Origin of the sequence: Streptococcus infantis (assembly GCF_047460405.1) — a bacterium.
In the GTDB taxonomy this organism is placed as follows: Bacteria; Bacillota; Bacilli; order Lactobacillales; family Streptococcaceae; genus Streptococcus; species Streptococcus infantis_Q.
This window is the reverse complement of sequence record NZ_JASHGH010000004.1, coordinates 85,351-107,088: the sequence shown is the minus strand read 5'-3', so window position 1 is coordinate 107,088 and position 21,738 is coordinate 85,351. Positions and strand designations below refer to the sequence as shown.

The 21,738-nt window shown below is 39.0% G+C and carries 11 protein-coding genes and 1 pseudogene; 1 reads left to right on the top strand and 11 read right to left on the bottom strand.

The annotated features are described in order from the left end of the window. Positions 1–11: 11 nt before the first annotated feature. The 4 genes from QM928_RS02935 to QM928_RS02920 form a co-directional block, all read right to left on the bottom strand. Complete coding sequence (locus QM928_RS02935) at positions 12–575, bottom strand: HAD family hydrolase (RefSeq protein WP_414294373.1); 564 nt, start codon at positions 573–575, stop codon at positions 12–14. A 105-nt stretch (positions 576–680) separates the two neighbouring features. Next, positions 681–1,232 carry a DJ-1 family glyoxalase III gene (locus tag QM928_RS02930; protein ID WP_414294374.1) on the bottom strand — a complete coding sequence of 184 codons (552 nt, stop codon included), beginning with the start codon at positions 1,230–1,232 and terminating at the stop codon, positions 681–683. Positions 1,233–1,242: 10 nt separating this feature from the next. Next, the gene (locus tag QM928_RS02925; RefSeq protein WP_414294375.1) at positions 1,243–2,466 is read right to left on the bottom strand and encodes an FtsW/RodA/SpoVE family cell cycle protein; all 1,224 of its coding nucleotides are present in this window, start codon (positions 2,464–2,466) and stop codon (positions 1,243–1,245) included. 32 nt (positions 2,467–2,498) lie between these two features. Next, complete coding sequence (locus QM928_RS02920) at positions 2,499–4,952, bottom strand: bifunctional DnaQ family exonuclease/ATP-dependent helicase (RefSeq protein WP_414294376.1); 2,454 nt, start codon at positions 4,950–4,952, stop codon at positions 2,499–2,501. 117 nt (positions 4,953–5,069) lie between these two features. On the opposite strand from QM928_RS02920, the gene QM928_RS02915 reads away from it, so the two are divergent. Beyond that, positions 5,070–5,255 carry a hypothetical protein gene (locus tag QM928_RS02915; RefSeq protein ID WP_075230421.1) on the top strand — a complete coding sequence of 62 codons (186 nt, stop codon included), beginning with the start codon at positions 5,070–5,072 and terminating at the stop codon, positions 5,253–5,255. A gap of 107 nt (positions 5,256–5,362) precedes the next feature. On the opposite strand, the pseudogene QM928_RS02910 reads toward QM928_RS02915, so the two are convergent. The 7 genes and pseudogenes from QM928_RS02910 to QM928_RS02880 all read right to left on the bottom strand — a co-directional run bounded on the left by QM928_RS02910 (position 5,363) and on the right by QM928_RS02880 (position 21,697). After that, positions 5,363–6,804, bottom strand: a pseudogene (locus QM928_RS02910) (IS1182 family transposase). Between the two features lie 69 nt (positions 6,805–6,873). Beyond that, the gene (locus tag QM928_RS02905) at positions 6,874–7,722 is read right to left on the bottom strand and encodes an NAD(P)H-hydrate dehydratase (protein ID WP_153225410.1); all 849 of its coding nucleotides are present in this window, start codon (positions 7,720–7,722) and stop codon (positions 6,874–6,876) included. Positions 7,723–7,725: 3 nt separating this feature from the next. Beyond that, on the bottom strand, positions 7,726–8,550 hold the full coding sequence (locus QM928_RS02900) for a phosphate ABC transporter ATPase (protein WP_414294377.1): 825 nt from the start codon (positions 8,548–8,550) through the stop codon (positions 7,726–7,728). Positions 8,551–8,828: 278 nt separating this feature from the next. Beyond that, positions 8,829–16,892 (bottom strand): SIALI-17 repeat-containing surface protein, encoded by an 8,064-nt coding sequence (locus QM928_RS02895; RefSeq protein WP_414294378.1) that lies wholly within the window; start codon positions 16,890–16,892, stop codon positions 8,829–8,831. Positions 16,893–17,156: 264 nt separating this feature from the next. After that, positions 17,157–18,320 (bottom strand): HNH endonuclease signature motif containing protein, encoded by a 1,164-nt coding sequence (locus QM928_RS02890; RefSeq protein ID WP_261676275.1) that lies wholly within the window; start codon positions 18,318–18,320, stop codon positions 17,157–17,159. A 38-nt stretch (positions 18,321–18,358) separates the two neighbouring features. After that, positions 18,359–20,482 (bottom strand): AAA family ATPase, encoded by a 2,124-nt coding sequence (locus QM928_RS02885; RefSeq protein ID WP_075231572.1) that lies wholly within the window; start codon positions 20,480–20,482, stop codon positions 18,359–18,361. A 357-nt stretch (positions 20,483–20,839) separates the two neighbouring features. Continuing rightward, positions 20,840–21,697, bottom strand: a complete 858-nt coding sequence (locus tag QM928_RS02880; RefSeq protein ID WP_414294379.1) for a bifunctional methylenetetrahydrofolate dehydrogenase/methenyltetrahydrofolate cyclohydrolase — start codon at positions 21,695–21,697, stop codon at positions 20,840–20,842. Positions 21,698–21,738 lie beyond the last annotated feature (41 nt).

Sequence of the window (21,738 nt, the reverse complement as noted above, 5' to 3'; positions counted from 1 at the left end):
TTTCTTTTTTCTTACATTTCTAATACTTGTCTCAATGTCACGATATTTTTAAAGAGATGCGTCGCTAAGCCTGCTGCTTGTCCAGCTTCAATATCGATAGGACGGTCACCAATAACGATACCAGAACTAATCTTATACTTATCTCGCAAATAGATCATAGACTCTGGATTTGGTTTTCTCTTAAAGCCAGAGCTAGCTGTTACTACTTCTGTAAAATAGCCAGTAATACCTGTCTTTTCAAGAATATCCAAAACTTGGTCATTGCGATGCGAAACTAAAAAGTTCCGTCCTCCCTGGTCTGAGATTTCCTCCAATAAAGCAGGCACTCCCTCAAACAAGGCAGGATGTTCAAGCTCTCGCGCTTCATTTTCCTTATATTTTTCTAAAAAATGCTCTATTGTTGGGGCAAATTGGTCAATCGCAAAAGCGGTTGACACTTTTAAGGCATTGTAAACTTTATCATGTTCTTCTTCAATTCCAAATTGAGCTAATGTTTCCACAAAAGCCGCGGTCGAAGTCTCATAATTATCAAGTAAAGTTCCACCTAAATCCCAGATGTAATCGTGATATTTCATACCCTTCATTATAGCATTTTTTTATCAAAAAAGCGACGATTTCCTTCTATTTTAACAGTAAAAAACGAGAAGAATCCCCTAATTGATAGATTCCTCTCGTTTTAGTTAATCTATTCCAAACACATCACGATAGAGCATGGCTGCTCTCAAAGCATTTGCATCGCCACCAAGTTGTTCCACTAGGTTATAAGCAAAAGCAAGTGCAGTTGCTGGACCTCGACTGGTAGTCAACTGACCATCGACAACTACTGTTTCCTTGCGATAGTGACCATCAGCAATTTGCTCTTGGACACCATCATAGCAGGTGAATACTTTATCCTTGAGGAGACCGGCTCGATTCAGTACAATTGGTGCTGCACAAATGGCTGCTACTTTTTTACCAACTTGCTCACATTTTTGAAGTTCAGCAATCAAAAGTTCATGATCTCGTAAATTTGCTGATCCTGGCATGCCACCTGGTAAGACAATCATGTCGTAGTCAGATAAATCACCATCAAACACACGATCTGCTTGTACTTGGATGGCATGTGATCCCGTCACTCGGGCTTCAAAACCAACCATATGACAAGTAATATTGGCACGACGTAATACGTCCACAACTGTTAGGGCTTCGATTTCTTCAAAGCCATCTGCTAAGATAACTGCAACTTTAGCCATGATTTACTCCTTATTTAACTTTTTTCAATACAACTTTCTTACGTTTAAATCTTGTCTTACCGCTCTTTTCATCAGCTAGATGCGTTTGATAACTCATCGATAGAAGCAGACCAACACCAATTAGATTACTGATAATGGCTGAGCCCCCTTGGGAAATGAATGGCAGAGGAATCCCTGTCAGAGGTAGCAGACCTGTCACCGCCCCAATATTTTCAAAAATATGGAACAAGAGCATCATAATAAATCCAGTTGAAATGTAGGTATAAAATTGGTTATTGGACTTCAGAGTGATTTTTAACATTCGATAGATAAGTAGGAGATAAAGTGTAATTACAAGGACAGAGCCTATAAAACCAAAATCTTCTGCAATGACTGTAAAAATCATATCACTCTCACGAACGGGAATAAGGAGATTAGATACATTAAATCCTTGACCAAACAGACCTCCACTACCAATGGCGATTTGCCCTTGCGCCTGTTGATAGGTGGTCGTTTGTGCATAATCAAATGGATTGAGCCAGGCAAGGATACGGTTAATCTGATAGGTTGGCATCCCGATTTGATGTATGAAAGCACGCCCATCTTTTGTGATGAAAATTGCCAAAAATCCTGCAATTCCCGATACAGCTGTTACAAAAATTGGAATGATGATTTTCCATGATACTCCAGAAAGCAAGACCAGTCCCGAAAAGATTGCGACAAAGACCAAGGCCGTTCCTAAGTCACTCTGCAGGGCCAGTAAACCTAAGACTGGCAGCGTGAAGATAATCATCCACAGTATCAAGAGGAAATCTAAAGGAATCGTTCGTTCACTTTCCTTGTGTTTCTGTGTGAATTGAACAACAACCCGAGCCAAGATCAAAATATAGGAAATTTTCATGAATTCGGAAGGTTGGAAAAGTGTCACTCCTCCAATTGACACCCAGTTTTTAGCCCCTGTTGCTGCGACCAAATTAGGGTTATAGAAAACCAAGGGTAAGACCATGAGGACTAGACCTAGGGCATAAAGATAGGGAGTCGCCTGCCATAAAAATTTTGTATTAAAGAACATGACTACAAAGCTGATAACAATTCCCAATACGATCCAAGCTAGTTGCTGACCGAGAATAGGCCAAATATTATGTGGATAGTCATGACTGACAGCAATGTAAATAGCTACCACTCCAGTCACCAGCAAACAGAATACTGGTAAAATCAAACTATAATCGACTCGAGAGTCGAGAGAACGTTTCATAAAGGTCTCCTTCATTCTTTCAGATGTTTATTTTATTTTTTGTGTAAAAATTCTTGAACTTTTGAGAATACTTGCTCTTTGCCAACTTCTCTCACTCGACTAGTCTGTGACAAGGCCTTGCTAATCTGCTTTCCATATCGCTTGCTTGTCATTCGGCTATCCAAGATAAGGACAGATGATCGTTGTCCAAGACGACGCATGGTTCTACCAATCGCTTGTTTGAGGCGAATAATAGCCATAGGAAGTTGATAGTCATAGAAAGGATTTTTCCCTTCAATGCGAAGTTCCTGATTCATTTTTTTCGTAAAGGGATCTTCTGGATTTTGGAAGGGCAAGCGTGTCACCACTTCAATCACTCGAGGGTGAGTCGCAAAATCAACTCCCTCCCAAAAACTTCCTGTTCCTAGTAAGAGTTGAGAGTCTCCTCTTTCAAATCGTTTCTTGAGCTGAGCAGGATCTCCGTTTTTATATTGGGCTAGATGAGTCAGAGATAGAGAGTCTGACACCTGCAACAAAAGGTCTTTTGAAGTGAATAAAACGAGCATGGGTTCTTCAAGATAAGACAAATCTTCCAGCACTTCCACGATAGCCTGTGCATAGTATTCTTGAGAGGTTTCTGTCACCAATGGAAAATCCTTAACGACCAAAATTTCTTGATTTTCTTGAAAATTCTCATCCAGTCTGCCAAAAGCTGCATTCGAAAATCCCATTAGTTCTGGTAAAGATACTCTGCTACTAATTTCCAAGGTTGCAGAGACAGCTAAAAGCTGACAAGTCTCAGGAAAAATCTGTGAAAAGAGCAGACGTTGATTGCGACTGGAAGAAATGACAATCTTCTTGCTAGACAAGTCTGAGGCTGATAGCCAAAATTCTCCATCAGTGCAGAAAAATCGCTGATAATCTTGGAAACTTTGAACTTCTAACTCTGAGAAATCCTGTTGGAGCTGTGCCATTGTTGTCGCAGGGCATATTCTTCGTTTGCCAGATAGGAACTGGTCCATCAAGTGACAAAGCTCAAAGCGAATACTCTCCATCAAGCGTCTCTGAAGCGTCCCTTTTTCTCGAACTAAGGCTTGATCTAGCTGGTCTACTATGTCGTTTAAAACGAAACTCTTCTGCGAAAGATTTTCCAAAGTTAATAAGATCTTCTGGGCTTCATCTAAGATCAAGAGACGGCCCTCTAGTAGACTGGGATCGTCCTCAAGTCGGGTAACGAGATAAGCATGATTGGTCACAAGGAGCTGGCAAGAGCGAGCTTTTTTCTGCCCCCGTCTCCAAAAATCCTCCAACCAAAAGAGAGAAGCTTTGGGAAGATTACCATCATGCACCAAGTTTGGCAAAAATTGCTGGTAACGGTAAAGCTGGCCAATCTCATCTAAATCTCCAGTTTCTGTTTCGGTCAACCAAACTAGAAGTTGCATCTTGAAACGTGTGTACAAGCGATTGGACTCTTCTTCCTCTAGTGCATGATGAAAGGCATCTAGTTTTAAGTAATTCTGGGGTCCTTTAAGATTATGAATCGAAAGGTGAAAGACCTCTTCCAATCTACGAGCCTCTTCTTGCATCACTTGATTTTGTAAAACTTTAGTAGGAACACTAAGGAGGATTCCTTTTTCGTTTTCTAGTGATAAGGCTGGCAGGAGATAGCCGTAGGTTTTCCCAATTCCGGTCTGAGCTTGCACAAAGGCAATTTGCTCATTTTGTAGAAAACCTTGAACCTTTTGAGCAAAGCTAGCTTGCGAGGCTCTATCTTCCAAATCCAACAAGGCAATATTGGTTTGGAAATCTTTTGAGAGTTTACGTGGAGAAAGGGCTAGCTTTTCTTTTCTTAAAAATAAACCTTGCACCTCTACCAAGTCATGTTCAACTAGGATCGACTGCTTCTGATAAACTTCCTCGATGACCAGATAAGACTCATATAATAAACCATCTGACAAACTTAACAAGCGCTCCAATAAGCCTTTTGGCAGTCCAAACATTTTTTGTCGCATACAAAGAAAGAGCTCTGCTGTTGCTTGGGCATCTGATAAGGCAGTATGGGCTTTTTCTAGTGAAATTCCCAACTCTTGACAGAGAATCCCCAGATTATACTTTTCAAGTTGAGGATAAAACACCTGAGCCAACTCGACTGTATCGATACGAGGAGTGCGCAATTCATAGCCCTCAAAAAAGAGAAATTCTGCCAACAAATTGGCATCGAACTGGACATTGTGCGCAACAAAAACACCGTCCTTGACCAAGTCAAAAATTTTTCCAGCCACCTGAGAAAACTCTGGTGCCTCTGCTAGTCGCTGGTCGGTCAAACCCGTTAATTCTTTGATATGAGAATCCAAGGGTTCGTGAGGATTGACATCCGTGGCATATTGGTCAACAATCTCGCCATTTTCAATGACCACGATTCCCACTTGGATAATTTTTGCCCTGCTTCCGGTACTGGTCGCCTCTAAATCCACGACAACGTACCGATCATTTCTAAAATTCATCATTAAAAATTATATCAAAATTTGCACCATTTGACACCCCTGAACTTGATTTGAAGAGTCAAGTTTCTTGCAAGTTTTAAACAAACATGATTGAATAGAAGTGTAAAAAAGAGGGGCATCATGAACCCATTAGATTTGTTTAATCAAGTAAAAGAGCTAATCGAGAAAAAAGATTTGGCTGCCGCAAAAACCTTTGTCGAAGAAAATAAGGACCAGCTCGGTGAATACCTTAGTCAGGCTCAAAGTTTGATTTCAGGATCAGAAGGAATCGGTAATCTTGTTGATAAGGTCAAAGGCCTCTTCTAATAGTCAAAAGGCACCTGAAAACCTCGAGCCCACTGAAAAAGTAACTCTCTTACTTTTAATAAAATGAAAACCGAGGAGTCTCTCACCGATTTGAGCGAAATCCTCGGTTATTTTTTATTTATTAAGGTCATAATTCGTTTCATATTGACCACGAAGATGCTTGTGGCTGCCTGTAACTCCATGTTGAAAAGACCCGATGCCCTTGCAACATCAAAGCCATGTCTCTGTTTTAGTTCGGCATTCTTCGCTTCGATTTTATAGCGATGTCTGGCCATTTCTTTAAAATAAGGTGTTTCCTGAAATTTCTTCTGGAAAAGATGGTCGTTACTCTTAATGGTTATTGAATAAGTTTTAGACTTTGCCCCCTCCGTATAACACCCTTCCTTGGAAAGGCAACTCTTGCACTTCTCAATGTCAAAGTAATGAGTGACAACTTGATTTTTATTTTGATATTTTTTTCCTGTCCTTGCTTTGCGAACAGCCATGTGTCCTTCTGGACAGACAAATAGCCCTGCATCTTTATTAAATTCAAACGCATCCTCTTCTTTACGGTAACCTTTTGAAACTGAAGGGTTCAGTTTTGACACCAAATGAATCTTTTCTTTGCGAGCTAGTTGAATGTTGTCCTTTCCTGAATAAGCCGCATCACCAATAATAGTCTCGATGTCCAGACTATTTTCCTTTGTTTTGGCATATAACTCAGGTAAATATTTCCCATCGCTTTGTTCACCAGAAGTGACCACACAAGCAGTAATAATCCGTTCATCTGTCATAGCGATATGACTTTTATATCAGCTGTCTTATGTCCAAGTCTAGCCTGCTCCTTAACAGAAGCTTCCAAGTGTTCTAAGTCATCATCGACAGCCTCTTTTAGGTAATTGAACTTTTGAGAAACAGCCGGTAGGGCTAAGAGTTCCTCGTGTTTTTCAACCACAGCCATTAATTCCTCTGTATAGGTCAACTCTGCTTCGAGGTTATCTTCTTGAGGTTTCTTTGGAAATTCTATTTTGATATCTTCTGAATGTTTATAAATCGTTTTACGTAAAGCTTTTGAACGCTCCCTAAGAATTTCTTGGGGCTTCTTATGATTATAATGAGATTTGGTGTGAGTGGCATCCACAATGAGGATTTTACTCTTAATCAAGTTATGTTCGAGTGCAATTTGAACAGACTTTTGAATCAATACATCAAGCAGTTTGTTATCTTTAATTCTTAGCTTTCTAAATTTTGTCAGAGAGGATGGTTCGATAACAGAATCCTCCGGAGCTAGACCAAGAAAAAATTTAAAGGCCATATCTGACAAGGAACGTTCCACCACATCGACATCTGATAACTTATAAATATCTTTCAACAAGAGATATTTGAACATCATAATCGGTGAATAAGCTTTACGCCCAAAATCGGGACGATAATTCTTTTCTAGTTCATCATAAATAAAGCTGAAATCACAGAGTTCAGTTAGCTGACGTAAAAAGTGGGTTTTCGGAACAACGATATTATACAAACTAGAATAAGGACTGACATCCATAGTTAACTGATTATCAAGCATTATTTCACCTCATCTCTAGTATAACAAAAAAGCCATCAATTTGATGACTTTTTCAGTGGACTCAAAACCTCAGGTGTCTTTTTGTATCCTCTTCATGAAGGCTAGGATATGTTGACTAATCGTGGTTGGCAGAACTACAAAATTGTCCTCAGCTAGTTCTTGAGCAATTGCTGAATGTAGATAGGTCGCTACAGTCACTCTTTCATAGAGACTAACTTGTGGAAATTGGCCTGCAAAGCCAGCAATCATACCAGCCAGAGTATCCCCCATGCCTCCAGTTGCCTGATAGGGGCCACCGACACTCAGCTGATAACAATCAACTTGTCCAGCTTGCCAGATTCGAGTCGCAGGACCTTTTTGAACTAAAATCGTTCCTGAAGGAAATCTCTTCAAAGTCTCTCCTGTTTCCTCAGTTCCTTGGGAAGTCAAATCTAATCCTGACAAGACTTGCCATTCCCTTTGATGAGGAGTTAAAACAAGCTGATCCTTAGGAAATTTCATTCCCGTCTTAGCAAAAATGGATAGGGCACCACCATCCAGTATGAGGGTCTGGTCTTGATTTGAATAATGAAAGACTGTTTGGAGAAGCTCTTCTCCACGCTCATCATCCACTAGTCCAGGTCCGACCAAAACAACACTTGCTTTCTGTAACTGTTGCTCCAGTAATTGCTTATCATCAATGTCAAAAGCCATGGCCTCCGGCAGATGGCTATGCAGAGCTGGAATATTCTCTTTATCCGTCGCTACTGTCACCAAGCCTGCGCCACTTTTAACAGCCCCTAAGGCAGCCATAATAATCGCTCCCCCATAGGGATAAGTCCCACCGATCAAGAGAAGACGCCCGTAGTCTCCCTTATGACTAGAACGAGGACGCTCGATGATCACTTTTTTCAGTAGAGCTTGATCAATCTCTTTCATACACTACTCCTTCAACTTATCCTTACAATGTAGTACTTGATTAACCTTGGTATTCCAAGCCTGTAACCCTTCTCCCTCATAGTCTAGGTAAATCACTCTATCTTGTAATTGACAAGGAATCAAACCTTCAAAACAAGCCTTATCTTTTGACGGGATGATACACAAATGAAGAAAGGTATTCAAATCTAAACTATCTCTTACCTTCGCAACATGATAGCCATCAAAGATATAACCTGGCGCTTGAATTAATTCTTCATACAGAAAATGAAAACTAACGCCAGGAATGAACTTTTCTTGCAATTCCTCTTCAGAAGGTGCCCTTCCTAACAAACGCTCCATAGCGAGTCGGTAACCCGAAGTCGTATTAGACCATCCGAACATGATATAGTCAAAATAGTCTGCTGGATCAGAAGCTGCATTACGACTATCTGTAACTATCTCAGCCCCACTTTTACCAAATACTTTTACCGCCGACATGAGTTTTCCAGTCTGAAAAATAGCCTGAGCCACCTCAACTGTACAAGTATGACTACAATAATTTGAAGTAACCAACTTCCTCTGGATATCATAGGTAGAAGCTACAAGGCGATGACTTGGTCTGTAGGGAGGAAAAAAGCTATGCTCTTGCAAGTAATCATGAATTTGTATTTTTAATTCAAGATTCTCACATTCCACAATGGTCTGACGATGATGGTCCTGTTCATAAGCAATAAACTTTGCTAGCTTCTCCAATTCCCATTCTTGAATCTGAGGATAGTTTTCAAGAGCAAATTGATACATCCCATCCCACTGGAGACTATAATCTGCATTACAAACTTTTACAATCATGGTCCTTCTCCTCACATTCTCTTACTTCAATTATACACCTCACTACCCAATTAATAAAGACTGTGGGACAGAAATCGGTAATTCGTTAGAATTCGATTTCACCGTCCCACCTCCGCACAGTTGAGCAGGGCTGTAAAAGCTGATGAAATCAGCGTAGTAGAACCCACTCAACCACTGCGTCTTGCTCGACAATCCAAAGACAATCGAGAGGCTAGGACTTTTGTCCCAGCCTCTTCTTTTATAATGGTTAGCTTTTTAAGAGCTGGAAGTTATCAGCCTTATTTTTCTTTACGTTTAACAGTTAGTAGAGCCACTGATAAAACAAGACTGAGGCTTGCTAGGAAGGCAGCTGTATCAGATTGAGTTTCACCTGTTTCTGGAAGTCTTGCTGCACTTGCTTTTCCTGAAGCATTTTCAAGGGCCTCTCCATTAACTGTAGTTACACGATCTGATTCTACTGGTTCTTGGTTTTGTTCTTTATAGACAATCGCATAAAGTCCTAGATCTTTGGTGACAAATTCAACTGTGTCACCTACTAGCGTCACCCTTTGGACCTGCAAGCCTTGATCTAAGCTCATGTGATAAACCTCTTGAATCTGATCTTTAACTGGTAATCTTACTAGAACCGCACCTTTTGGAGCAACCATCTGGTTGTCTTTATCCAGTAATTTCACTTGATAAGCATCATATTGCTTACCAGCTAATTCTTGGCGTAGAACTTTTTGAACTTGAAGCTTGAGATTAGCATCCAAGTCTTGAGATAGCCCTGCTACCAGAACTCCAGTTTCCTTATCAGATAAGATTTGAACCTCTGCAGCTGGTTTTTCCACACTTGGAGCTGGCTCATTTCCCACTGTAGCCAATGTTCCTGTGTATTCTGGCAGCTCGTTCTTGGCTGCTTCCACAGCATTAACGCTACCTGTAAATTCTAGGACTTCGTTCTTAGCAGCCTCTACCGCATTGACTCCGCCCTTGAATTCTGGGACTTCTACTACCGGAGCTGGCTCATCACCTGCTGTGCCGATTGCATCTGTGTATTCTGGCAACTCATGCTTAGCAGCCTCTACTGCATTGACGCCACCATCATATTCTGGAACTTCTACTACCGGAGCTGGATCGTCGCCTACTGTGCCGATTGCATCTGTGTACTCTGGCAACTCATGCTTAGCAGCCTCTACTGCATTGACGCCACCCTCAAATTCTGGGACTTCTACGACTGGCGCTGGCTCATCGCCTACTGTACCGATTACATCTGTGTATTCTGGCAACTCATGCTTAGCAGCCTCTACTGCATTAACACCGCCCTCAAATTCTGGGACTTCTACTACTGGAGCTGGCTCGTCACCTACTGTGCCGATTGATTCTGTGTATTCTGGCAACTCATGCTTAGCGGCTTCTACTGCATTGACGCCACCCTCAAATTCTGAAATTTCTACCACTGGAGCTTGTTCGTCACCAGCTGTCCCGATTGCTTCTGTGTATTCTAGCAACTCATGCTTGGCAGCTTCTACTGCATTGACACCGCCCTCAAATTCGGGGACTTCTGCTACTGGAGCTGACTCGTCACCTACTGTGCCAATCGGATCTGTGTATTCTGGCAACTCATGCTCGGCAGCTTCAGCAGCATTGACGCCACCCTCAAATTCTGGAACTTCTACGACTGGAGCTGGCTCGTCACCTTTGCTAGTAGTAATGACAGGTTTGACCTTAACTTCAACAATTCGATCTTGCGCCTCAGTCGTATCTGTATGAACAGTTGTACGGTTAGATCCTAAGACCTCAACATAATCAACTCTTTCACCCTTCTTACCTTCTGAGATTACACGACGTTCATCTTGAGCTAAGTCATTGTTTTCACGAATAATTTCCTTAAATGGAATTTCGGTCTTGACAACTTCTAGACTTGGTCGTTCGAGAACAGGACTTTGGTCGCCTTCTTCAGGAACTATACGGTGACTAGGTTTGAAATGAATACGATATTCCTTGACAAGACTACCATCCTTAGCAAGAAGACGAACAAGGCTAGGAAGGTTATCCTGAATAGACTCAACAACCGTTATCACACCGTTACCACTTGCTTGAGCAGTCACCTGTGGTTTAGTGCCATTTAAGCTCACTGTATAATCTGAAACCGCTGGATCAAAGTTTTCCAATGCTTTTCCATCAACTGAAATGGTCACTGAAGGAGTTTCCACATCTTTTGCTTTAGCAGGAGAGTAGGCACTAAACTCGACCATTGCTAGACCATTAGTTGTAGATTTACGAGTCATGCGTGCTCGAATGGCTGTTGTCTGAATCGGATCAAAGGTAAATTCAATCGGCTTACCAGCCACGATTTCTCCAGATGCCTTATAAGGAATTTCTTGCCAGTTTTCTGCCTTGTTAAATGGATGATCTGCATTCTCTTCATAACGAGAAATAGTACTTGGTTCTGTATAGGCAGGCCCAACATATCTTTCTAGTACCATTGTCGCTGGTGCATCTGTTCCACTGTCTTTAAAGAATTGGATGGCTACTTTTCCAACAGATTGAGGTGTAATCTGACCATTCTTCTTAAAGAGAATTCCCACAGATGTTTCTTGGTCCTTCGGAGTACGAGACCAGTTAGTCCAACGTCCATCCTCGTTAAAGTGCCCATCGTTGATATAGAAAATCTTATCCCGAGAAGCTGCTTGTGTGTCATTTGTAGTAGACGCAAAGGCTTTAGCATCAGTCTCATTATTACTTGCGTTTTCTGAAATGACTTGATTACCTTTTGTAACAACTGTTACTTGCATCTTGGTTGTTAAGTCTGTTCCTAGAACATGACCAAGCACTTCAAAGTTACCTTCTTGGGCAGTCGCATGTTCTGGGACTGCATCCCATTGGACAGCAAGATTAGCTTTAACCCAGCCAGCTTGTGATGGATAGTAGACTGTTACTTCGGCAGGCAATTGAAGTTGATCGCCAACATTCAAGGTCTGGGCACTATTTTCCGCAGCTACTGGTTGTGTTGACTCTTTTTCGTCATCACGGAAGATACGATATTCTTTCAGAACAGTTCCATCCTCAGCTTTCAAGATAAGACGTGTCGCACCTTTTTCACTTGTTGCAGGAACAACCGTTACCAAACCGTTGTTGCTAGCTGTGGCAGTGATTTCCTTGCTTGCTTGAGGAATATAATATTCTGTCTTAGATGGATTGAAATGCTCGAGTTTCTTGCCATCTACTTGGATAGAAATTTCTGAGCTGGTAGCACTCGGAACCTTACTTCCTAAGATAGTAATTTCTGTTAAACCAACACCAGCCTTTCCATCTGCCTTCTTCATACGCATACGAACAGCATAAGTTTCAACCTTATCAAATGTAAAGTGGTTAGTTTGGCTTGCGGATAATTGTCCTGGAGCTTTGAGATGTTCAACTTCCTTCCAGTTGGCAGCATTGTTGAATGGATGCTTGGTATCTCCTTGAGCATGATTGACATCGTTTGGAAGATCTGGAACTTCTTGACCAACATAATATTCAATGACATATTCTTTTGGAAGTCCGATTGCACCATCTGTATAGAAATCAACGGAAAGATTATCGACAAATCGTTTGGTCAAATCACCTGAATTACCAAACAAGATAGACGCCCAATCATTATCTGTACCTGTTTGCCATGTAGTCCATCGATTCTTAACATCTGTATTGGCTCTTGAAACTGTCAAGTCGTTCAAAGTATTAGCCGAATCATCACCACCCGTATTGGATACAATAGCAGCTGGCAATTGAGAACCAGTCCACTGTTTAGAGATATTATTTCCAGCAACAACTTGACTAGAAATACGGACATGGGCCTTAGTAGTCAGATGGCTACCAACCAATTGACCCTTGATTTCATAGATACCTTCAGTCTGACTAAAGTTCTCAGGAACCTTGTCCCAAAGGACATCTTTATAGACAGTTGTTCCATTAGAATGATAAGCACGTACGTTAGCTGGCAATTGAACAGTTTCACCCTTAGGTAGTGTTAAACTGATTTCTTCTGCAACCTGCAAACCTTCAACAGTCACATTCGCAGTAGCCTCAATATCTGTACCTTCGACATGACCTTTAAGGGTAAAGCTATGATAGTAACCAAGTTCTTTGGCATCTACCTTGTCCCAAGTTACAGCTACCTTACGAGGCAAGCCCTTATCAAATTCTGCTCCGATTTGATCAGGCAAATTCGGTTGCTGATTGATATCTGTAGAGATAGAAACAGGATGTAGCTTGACAATTTTCTTGTCTACTGTATTTTCTTTTATCACAAGTTCAATTGCTACAGACTGAGTCTTATCAGTTTGATTGTCAATACGAGGAGTGAGGGTTACACTACCTTTCTTGTAAAGAAGCAAGTTCTGACCATTTACCTCCAGATGAGCACCATCAGCTGACTTAGCTTCCAAATGGATATCTGACGCTGAAAATTCAGTATGCGAACCATCCTCATAATGTCCAATGACATGATAAGGGAGGACTTGGTCTTCTGTTGCAGTCTCTTTTCCTTCAACGCTTACTTCCAAGCGTGTCAAGGCAGGCGCTTCTTTCACAAACTGAATCAAATAAGTTTGAACCAAATCGCCCTTCCGGTCACTCAAAAATACAGAAGCCTGATAATCATTAGCTACTGAAGCTTGTTGAACAGTTACTTGGTAGCCAGTAGTTTGTGCTCCAACACTTGGGATTTTAGCAGTATAAGGAAGGGATACTCGGTAGTAGGTCTTTCCAGGCTCAAAGTTTTCAAGAGACTTGTCACCAACCGTGAGACCTGTAACAGTACTTTCTGTTTCCTTATCACTCGCGATAAAGGTTGCCGTAACCTCGTAGTCATTGCCTTCCAATTTACCAGTTGCTTCAGTACGTCCACCTTCTCTTGTCAAGGCAGAAGGATCTTTCAAGGTCCAAGAAACGACATCCGCATCAACCAAGTTACCATCTGATAAAACAGCCGTAACAGTCTTGTCCAAATTTTCAACAGCTGTACCAACTGGGACAGTTGCTACTTTTGGCAACCACTTATCAAGCGCAACTACTTTGACAAGGGCTTCAGCCTTGGATTCGAGTCCTTCCACACTACCAAGGACTTTTTTCTCACCAGCACTTGAAAGGAAATCTTCTGGGATGTCCCAAGTCACAGCTTTTTCTTCGACACTACCATCGCTATAAATAGCTGTCACAGTCTCTGGCAATTTAGGATTTTCGCTGACATCAGTTCTTGCCTTCACAGGGGCAAAAGCGACAAAATGGCGATTTTCTTTCTTGCCTGAAACGGTTGTGACTGTTGCCTGATCTGAAGCCAAGCCTGCAGAATCCGCATAAAGGGTAAATTTACCTTCTTTTTCAGTCGATTTAACGATGACAACACCTTTACCATTGAAGGCTTTTCTTTGCCATGTACCATCTTTCTGAGCCTTATAACGTTCACGGCTAGCTTGTTCCCCATTGTCCACACCAACGATTTGCCCTTGCCCATGAAGATTGAAATGAACAAGATTATTAGCAGTTGGCACAACATTACCGTCTTCATCAACGATTTCATAATGGATATAAGACAAATCTTTGCCATCTGCAGTGATAACATGTTCTTCCTTGGTGAGACGAACTCTAGCTGGCTCCCCTGCTGTTGTCACACTATCACGCGCAATCTCTTTACCATTTTCATCGCGAGCAATTGCTGTTAAGGTACCTGGTTTATAGTCCACCAACCACTCAAGATACAATTCACTTGGTTTTGCTCCCTCGTGATAAGGGCGACCATCTTCAGTTGTTTTCTTAACAAATTCCTTCTTTCCGAGGGACTCATTGTTCAAGAACAATTCTACGCTGGCGGCATTTGAGAAGGTCCGTACAGGCACCTTGCCATTGACCAGCATATTACGTTCCTTGAGCGTTTCTTCAGTCCAATTCCAGTGAGGCATGATACGAACAGTTGGTTTTTCTTCGGCACTATACCATTCACTACGATAGAGATAGAAATCATTCTTAGGCAAGCCTGCCGTATCAATGATACCAAAATAAGAGCTTTTTACTGGTGTATTATCTTGGTTATGCCATGGTGTAGGTTCACCGATATAGTCAAAACCAGTCCAGATGAACTGACCTGCATAGCCAGCACGATCACGGTCAAAAGTCCAAGATTCAGTAGCTGTTCTACCCCAGGCTACACGGTCATTACCATAGTCTGATTGTTCATAGTGACGATTTGGGCGATTGTCGTGCCAGAGTAAATGAGCAGGATCAAAATAAGAATCTCGAGTTCGAGTCGCTGAAGAGGTTTCAGAACCATAAATCAACCAATCTGGATGTTCCTTACGAACCGCATCATAATTCCGTTCCCCATAGTTCATACCAACAGCATCCATGATTGCTGCCAATTCTAAGAACAAGCCGCTTGATCTACGACTGAATTTGTTTTCCCCCATGGTCACATAGCGTTCTGTATCGATTGCTTTGATGATGGCTTTCAAACGCTTGGCTGTTTCTAGCGAACGCTCACCACCATCTGCTTCATCAACTTCGTTACCGAGTGACCACATAACGATAGATGGATTATTTTTATCACGTTCGACCATGGTTCTGAGGTCAAAATCAGACCACTTCTCACCCTTCTTGGCTTCTGGGTGAGTTGCATCTTGGTCAAAGAAACGTCCATAGTCATACGTTTTCTTGCCACGATACCAAGTATCAAAGGCTTCTTCTTGGACCAAAAGTCCTAGACTTGCCGCAGCATCAAGCAACTGTGGACTTGCTGGATTGTGGGTTGTGCGGATAGAGTTAACTCCCATATCTTTCAGGAGTTTTAATTTACGATAGGTTGCCTTATAATTTTCTTCTGCTCCCAAGGCACCGTTATCATGGTGGATACTAACTCCATGGAATTTCATTCTCTCACCGTTCAAAGAGAATCCTTCTTTGGCTGTCCAGTTAAAATAACGATAACCAAAGGTATCTTCTGTCACATCAACTAGCTGACCTTCTTTATAAACCTTGGTTTTCAGGACATAGAGCTGAGGATGATAGCTTTTGGTTGTCCAGAGGGTTGGCTTATTAACCAAAATCGTTTGCTTAAAGTCAGCTGTCTCATTTCCTGCTAGGCTCTTAGTTACAGAACGAACCAAATCTGAAACAGCCTTACCTTCCTTAGTAAAAATCTGTTGCTCTACAAATACCTTGGCTAATGTCTTGGCAGTATTTTTGATCTTGCTTTGGATTTGTGTTTCAACGTTGCCATCTTTTTGTTCAGCTAGTTTTGGAGTTGTGATATGATTTCCATTTTCAGCCACTTGCACCTTGTCACGATAGCTAAGTGTCACATCGCGATAGATCCCACTTCCTGAGTACCATCGACTACTTGGCTGTTTATTGGTAACTTGGACCGCAATGGTATTTTCACTACCATCCTTATTTAAAAATTCAGTGATATCATATGAAAAATGATTGTAACCACTTGGATAATGACCTACAAATTTACCATTGACATAGACCTTGGAGTCCATGTAAACTCCATCAAAATTAATACGAACGTCCTTGTCCTTGGCAGCTTCGTCTACAGTAAAGGTCTTACGATACCAGGCAGTACCACCATTTAATTGACCACCTTCATTTCGAGCAGGAGACTTGTGATCAAAATCAAAATAGATACTCCAGTCATGAGGAAGGTTCAACTTAGACCAGTCATGAACATCAACATCTTTCTTAGAAAAATCACCCTGAGCGTTTAATTTAAAATACCAGTCTTTGTTGAAATTTTGTTTTCTTTCCTGTAAAAGTTTGTCTTCTTTTTCCTTCTCTTTTGTAGCTTGAGGCAATTCACTTGCCGAAGCTTTTTCTTCCTTGCTTTTATCGTTCATTACAGGTTTATTCTGATTAGGTGTATCAGAATGTTCTTCCAAAACTGCTGGCTTTTCAGTATTCACTTCTGCCACTGTAGGTTCTTTCTCATTCACTTCAGTAGCAGGTTTTTCAGTTTTTTCAACTTTGTCTTTTTTAGGGCTAACTACTTCTGCTTCCTTTTTTTCCTTAGGACTTGTTACCTCAGGCTCTTTTTCTTCAGTTACTGGTTTTGCTGCTACATCCGTATCTTTTTCTTCTTTTTCAATAGCGGAATCTTGTGGGCTATTTTGCTCCGCTTTTGCAATGGCTGCAGCAAGATCATCTGGAAGCTTATCTAAAGGTTGAACTTGATGAATCGTTTCTTCAGTGGTACTTGACGTTTCAGTTTCAGCTGCTTGTGCTACCTGAAGACCAAATATACTAGCTCCAATCATAACCGAAGCCGCACCAATGGCGAATTTACGAATACTAAAATGACAGCGTTTTTCAAAAAATCTCTTATCCATTAAATCCTGTTTTCCTTTCTTATATATTTAGTAAGCGATTACATTATTTGCTAAAAAATAAACCTCCTCCCAGAACGCCCACTAAATTTTTAGATATAAATATTGTTAACCTTAATATATCAAAATAGTAGAAGATTTTCAATAATTTGTAGAAGTTTTACTGTAATTTTATTAAAATAAGTGCAAGAAAAAACAAGTTCGTTTTTAGCAGAACTTGTTTTTTAAAGATTTAAGAAAATTAGAGTTTTAATCTGATAATACTCATTATCCAATTACAAAAGAACAATCTTCTCCGAAATGATCGAAACTTTTTCCACTTTCTAAATAGTACTTAACAATTTCCTCTATTAAGCGTTTTTTTCTTAATCTATCTTCTAAGCATTTTTTTCTTAACCTATCTTCATCTACTTTAAATAATTTAGGAAAATCAATAGAAAATCCTTGTTTTTTAATCTGTTGGTAATAGACAATGAGGTCTTCTTTATTATTTTTAATAAATATCTCTAAATCCCTTATTGTTTGTACTTTGTTCATATCATTCTGAAATTCTGGATTTGAGAAAGCAATATATTGAGAAGGTTTACGAAGTTTGTTTATCTCTTCATTTAATTTATAAACAGTAGAAGTATCATTTTCTATTCTTATTTTTAAATGCTCACAGATTAAAAATCCAAAATAATTTTGATCAAACCAATACTTATCGTCAATCTTTTCAAATTCACTATTTTTACTATATATATCTGATAGATGTTCTATGTAAGGCTTTAAAATAGATTTTGTTAAAGTTATTGGATTATTTGCTAATATAGTCAAAATTTTTTGAAATTCTAACTTTATTCTATGATTATATGTTTTTTCAATATTATAGTTATTAATGAAATTTCGAATACGTTTATCCATAGTATTGTCTTTATAGTGAAATACAATACTTGGTTGAAAAACCTCATTCGTATCATTAAAATTTACCTCAAAATACTTCTCAATTGCAAACTCTTCAAAGTAAGGGTTAATTTCACTTTCTTCCTCTATGAAAGACCTTTTACTATGTTTAGAAGTATTGCACTCCCCACAACATTTGACTAGATTAATTGGCAAAATTGCTAGTCTGGGTTCACCAAGTTTTTGACCATTTTTCTCTTTCCCACTCTTAGGAATAATATGCTCGAGTGTTACTTTAGTTGAAAATACACCTTCACAAATAGGACAAATTGCTTGATTATAGGTATTTTTTACAACTGGGAATTTTTGAAATAACCCTTTCGATTCTTTTCGGATATGACTATCATACCATGAAGGTATAATCTCATACTGTGACTGAATTAGATTAACATTTAATTCATACAACGAACCTATAGCTTTACTTTTATATTCTCTATCTAATTCTGTTAAAAAAATACAAAGTTTTTCCTCATCAGCTACTTCTTTCAATACTTCAATAACTTCTTCTATAGACGGATATTTTTGTGCTACTCTTTTGATAAGACATCACCCGCTTTCTCTATCTCATCTTTCACTACAAGATACTTCAGAAAAGCTTCATCTCCTAGATATTGCCTGTCTTCATCTGATAACAAATTAACATCTTCTAAATCCTCTTGCCCTTCTTCAATAATTTTTTTCTTTCGATCATTAAAGAAGCTATTATAACCTGTTTGTTGTAATTCAATTCCATATATATTTTTATATAAGGTGTCTAAATTTTGACCATAAGTTTTGTAACAAATATTTGTTAATTCGTGATTAGAATCTAATTTATAGACATTACAATGAGGAATTTCTTGAATGATTACTGGTGAATGTGTAGCCATCAAACAGAAAGCTTTATTATTATCCACTAACTCTGAAACAGCTCTAATAAATGCTTTAACCATAGGTGGATGCATAAACGTTTCTGGCTCATCAAAAATTACCAAGCTTCCTTGATTAATACTTGAAACAAGCTTCGTAATATATAAAAGAATAGTTGCTTGTCCTGAACTTAATGTATCAATTTTTTCAATATCATTCTTAGAAATATTTCTATCTTGAAAAGCATTGATGATATCATCTACCCAAGATTCAAATGTAAAGAAATTCAAACAATCTCCCCACATTTTCAATTTATCTTCAGAAGCAATCAAATCAATCAACAAATTTTGTATATAGTAGGAAAAGCTTTCTTTGATGCTTATCTCACCTTCAAATCCTTCTTTTAGTGTGTTCTCAGCAACTAGATACTTACTAGATTTCTGATCTAAATACTTCTTCACATCAGACAGTGCTAATGCTTCGGTTTTCTTTAGTACTTCTAGAATTGGAGGATACTTCACTGAAACAAATCCTACTTTTTCATAGATAATTTCACCGTCTGAGTCTTTCCCTTTATCATTAATTTCCTTACGGATACCATCTTTATCAAAATTAATAATATTATCAAATGGACTTAATGAAAAATGAAGTATCTGTGAAAATTTATTGTCTCCTTCCATATGTTCACTTATTATCTGGTTGATTTTATAGGATTTCCCACTACCATTTCCACCAACCACTGCATAGACATTCATTGGTAAATCCGACATTCTATTTTTTATGAAATGTAATTTTCCTTTATCTATACCATCTTCTTTAAAACTATAGTTTATAGATTCTACCCTATCATCTACTGCCTCCTTAATATTTTTATTTGAGGAAAATGATGACTCATCCTCTGAAGAATACATCTTAGAGTTATTATAACCAAAAATAGTCAATGGATGAAATATTTCCTTGATTTCTTTTAATGTAGTTGTTCTTAGAAATGAATTATATAAAAAATTATGAACATCACCATTAGGTGGGAGAAACGTCAGAGATTTACCGTGTGAATCTGAAACTTCTGAATATTTTTCTGCAATTTCATCTAATAAACTTATATTAAATGCAAGGTCTCTTGAACGAGTGAACCATTTCTGACGTTCTTCATAAGATAGATATTTTTTAAAAAATTCATAGTACGCAACTTCACCCAAGGAACAAAAATCCTCATCAGGATATTCTCCTTCGCCACTTTTTAAATAATCCATAGAAAGATTATTTTTCGGATTAACTCGTAGCTCAAAAGTTTGTTCCCAAATCGTAAGATTAAAAACCAACTGATATCCATAATCGTCCCACTTATTAGGCTCTAAGCACATCTGTTCTACAAAATCATCAAAACTTAAGGAAATAATTCCCTTCAATGTCTCTAAGTATTCCTCACTATCTTTTTCAACTCTTATAAAATGACATGTGAAAAAGTCTTGCTCAATAGTAAAGTAACTTTGTCCAATACAGTTTTCAAATTCTCTTGCCTTATTATTTTTTGTAAATTCAATATTCCCTGTTTTAGGAGAGTCGGTCAATTCTGTAATAACAAAATAATTTTCTAAATCAAAATTCCAATCGATTGCTGATTTCGCAAATTTATTAATAATTAAAAATTTACTACTTTCATATTTTTTTTCTAAATCTTTAAGATTATACTGAACAAATATTCCTTGATCAGGAATTTTATAAAAGTTGCTTCTACTTTTTAACCAGTCAATCTCCGAATACTCACTTCTAATTCTTTCAATAATTTCACTAATACTCATTTCACTGATTACCTTTCTTACATCATTATCAACATTATAACACAACAACATTTGAAATTGTAGATTTACCTAAAATTTATATACTCTTGAATTTAGTTTACTGCTCTCTTTTAGATATCTATAATCGTAGCTTTAAAATAATAGTCTTATTGATGTCAACACAAACATCATTCAACATATAACTATCTCCATTCAAAATCTGTAATATATTTGTGTTTTCACATTTTATCAAAATCGTACAAAACCATTTTTTAAAATTAAAAGAACCTTGCAAATACTACAAAGCTCTCTTAAACGATAATCTCTAATTTATAATGAAGTTTAGAAAAATATCTATATTGACAGATTTTCTATTTATTAATTACTATCCAAGCTACGCAATGCAGCTTGATAAGTTTGCTCCATCAGCATGGTAATCGTCATAGGTCCTACCCCACCAGGTACAGGGGTGATATGACTAGCAATTGGTTCAACAACATCATAGTCAACATCGCCACAAAGCTTGCCATTTTCATCTCGGTTCATCCCCACATCAATGACAACTGCTCCAGGTTTGACAAAGTCAGCAGTCACAAATTTGGCACGGCCGATTGCTACTACTAGAATATCTGCTTTAGAAGCTACTTGGGCTAGATTGTGGGTGCGAGAGTGGGTCAAGGTTACAGTTGCATTTTTTGCCAATAAAAGCTGAGCCATTGGCTTACCGACAATATTAGAACGACCAATGACAACTGCATTTTTACCTTCTAAGTCGATCCCATACTCATGAAACATTTCCATAATCCCGGCAGGTGTTGAAGGGATCATGACTGGGTGACCAGACCAAAGACGTCCCATGTTGAGCGGATGAAAACCATCCACATCCTTCTCAGGGTCAATAGCCAATAAAACAGCTTCCTCATCGATGTGTTTTGGTAAAGGCAATTGAACCAAAATCCCATGCCAAGCTGGATCTTGATTGTATTTGGCAATCAAAGCCAACAATTCCTCTTGGGTAATGGTTTCAGGAACTCGCACAACTTCACTTTGGAAACCTGCAGCTATCGCTGAACGTTCCTTGTTACGAACGTAAACCTGACTGGCTGGATTGTCCCCAACCAAAATCACCACCAAACCAGGCACCAAACCTGTCTCTTCTTTCAATTTCGCAGTCTTTTCAGCCAATTGTCCTTGTAGCTTGGCTGCTAAAGCCTTGCCATCAATAATCTGTGTCATGTGTTTTCTCTTTTCTAACAAATATCTTCTATTATATCAAA

Coding starts and splice junctions, on each gene's coding strand:
- QM928_RS02935 (WP_414294373.1), bottom strand. CDS start 575: ATGAAATATCACGATTACATCTGGGATTTAGGTGGAACTTTACTTGAT.
- QM928_RS02930 (WP_414294374.1), bottom strand. CDS start 1,232: ATGGCTAAAGTTGCAGTTATCTTAGCAGATGGCTTTGAAGAAATCGAA.
- QM928_RS02925 (WP_414294375.1), bottom strand. CDS start 2,466: ATGAAACGTTCTCTCGACTCTCGAGTCGATTATAGTTTGATTTTACCA.
- QM928_RS02920 (WP_414294376.1), bottom strand. CDS start 4,952: ATGATGAATTTTAGAAATGATCGGTACGTTGTCGTGGATTTAGAGGCG.
- QM928_RS02915 (WP_075230421.1), top strand. CDS start 5,070: ATGAACCCATTAGATTTGTTTAATCAAGTAAAAGAGCTAATCGAGAAA.
- QM928_RS02905 (WP_153225410.1), bottom strand. CDS start 7,722: ATGAAAGAGATTGATCAAGCTCTACTGAAAAAAGTGATCATCGAGCGT.
- QM928_RS02900 (WP_414294377.1), bottom strand. CDS start 8,550: ATGATTGTAAAAGTTTGTAATGCAGATTATAGTCTCCAGTGGGATGGG.
- QM928_RS02895 (WP_414294378.1), bottom strand. CDS start 16,892: ATGGATAAGAGATTTTTTGAAAAACGCTGTCATTTTAGTATTCGTAAA.
- QM928_RS02885 (WP_075231572.1), bottom strand. CDS start 20,482: ATGAGTATTAGTGAAATTATTGAAAGAATTAGAAGTGAGTATTCGGAG.
- QM928_RS02880 (WP_414294379.1), bottom strand. CDS start 21,697: ATGACACAGATTATTGATGGCAAGGCTTTAGCAGCCAAGCTACAAGGA.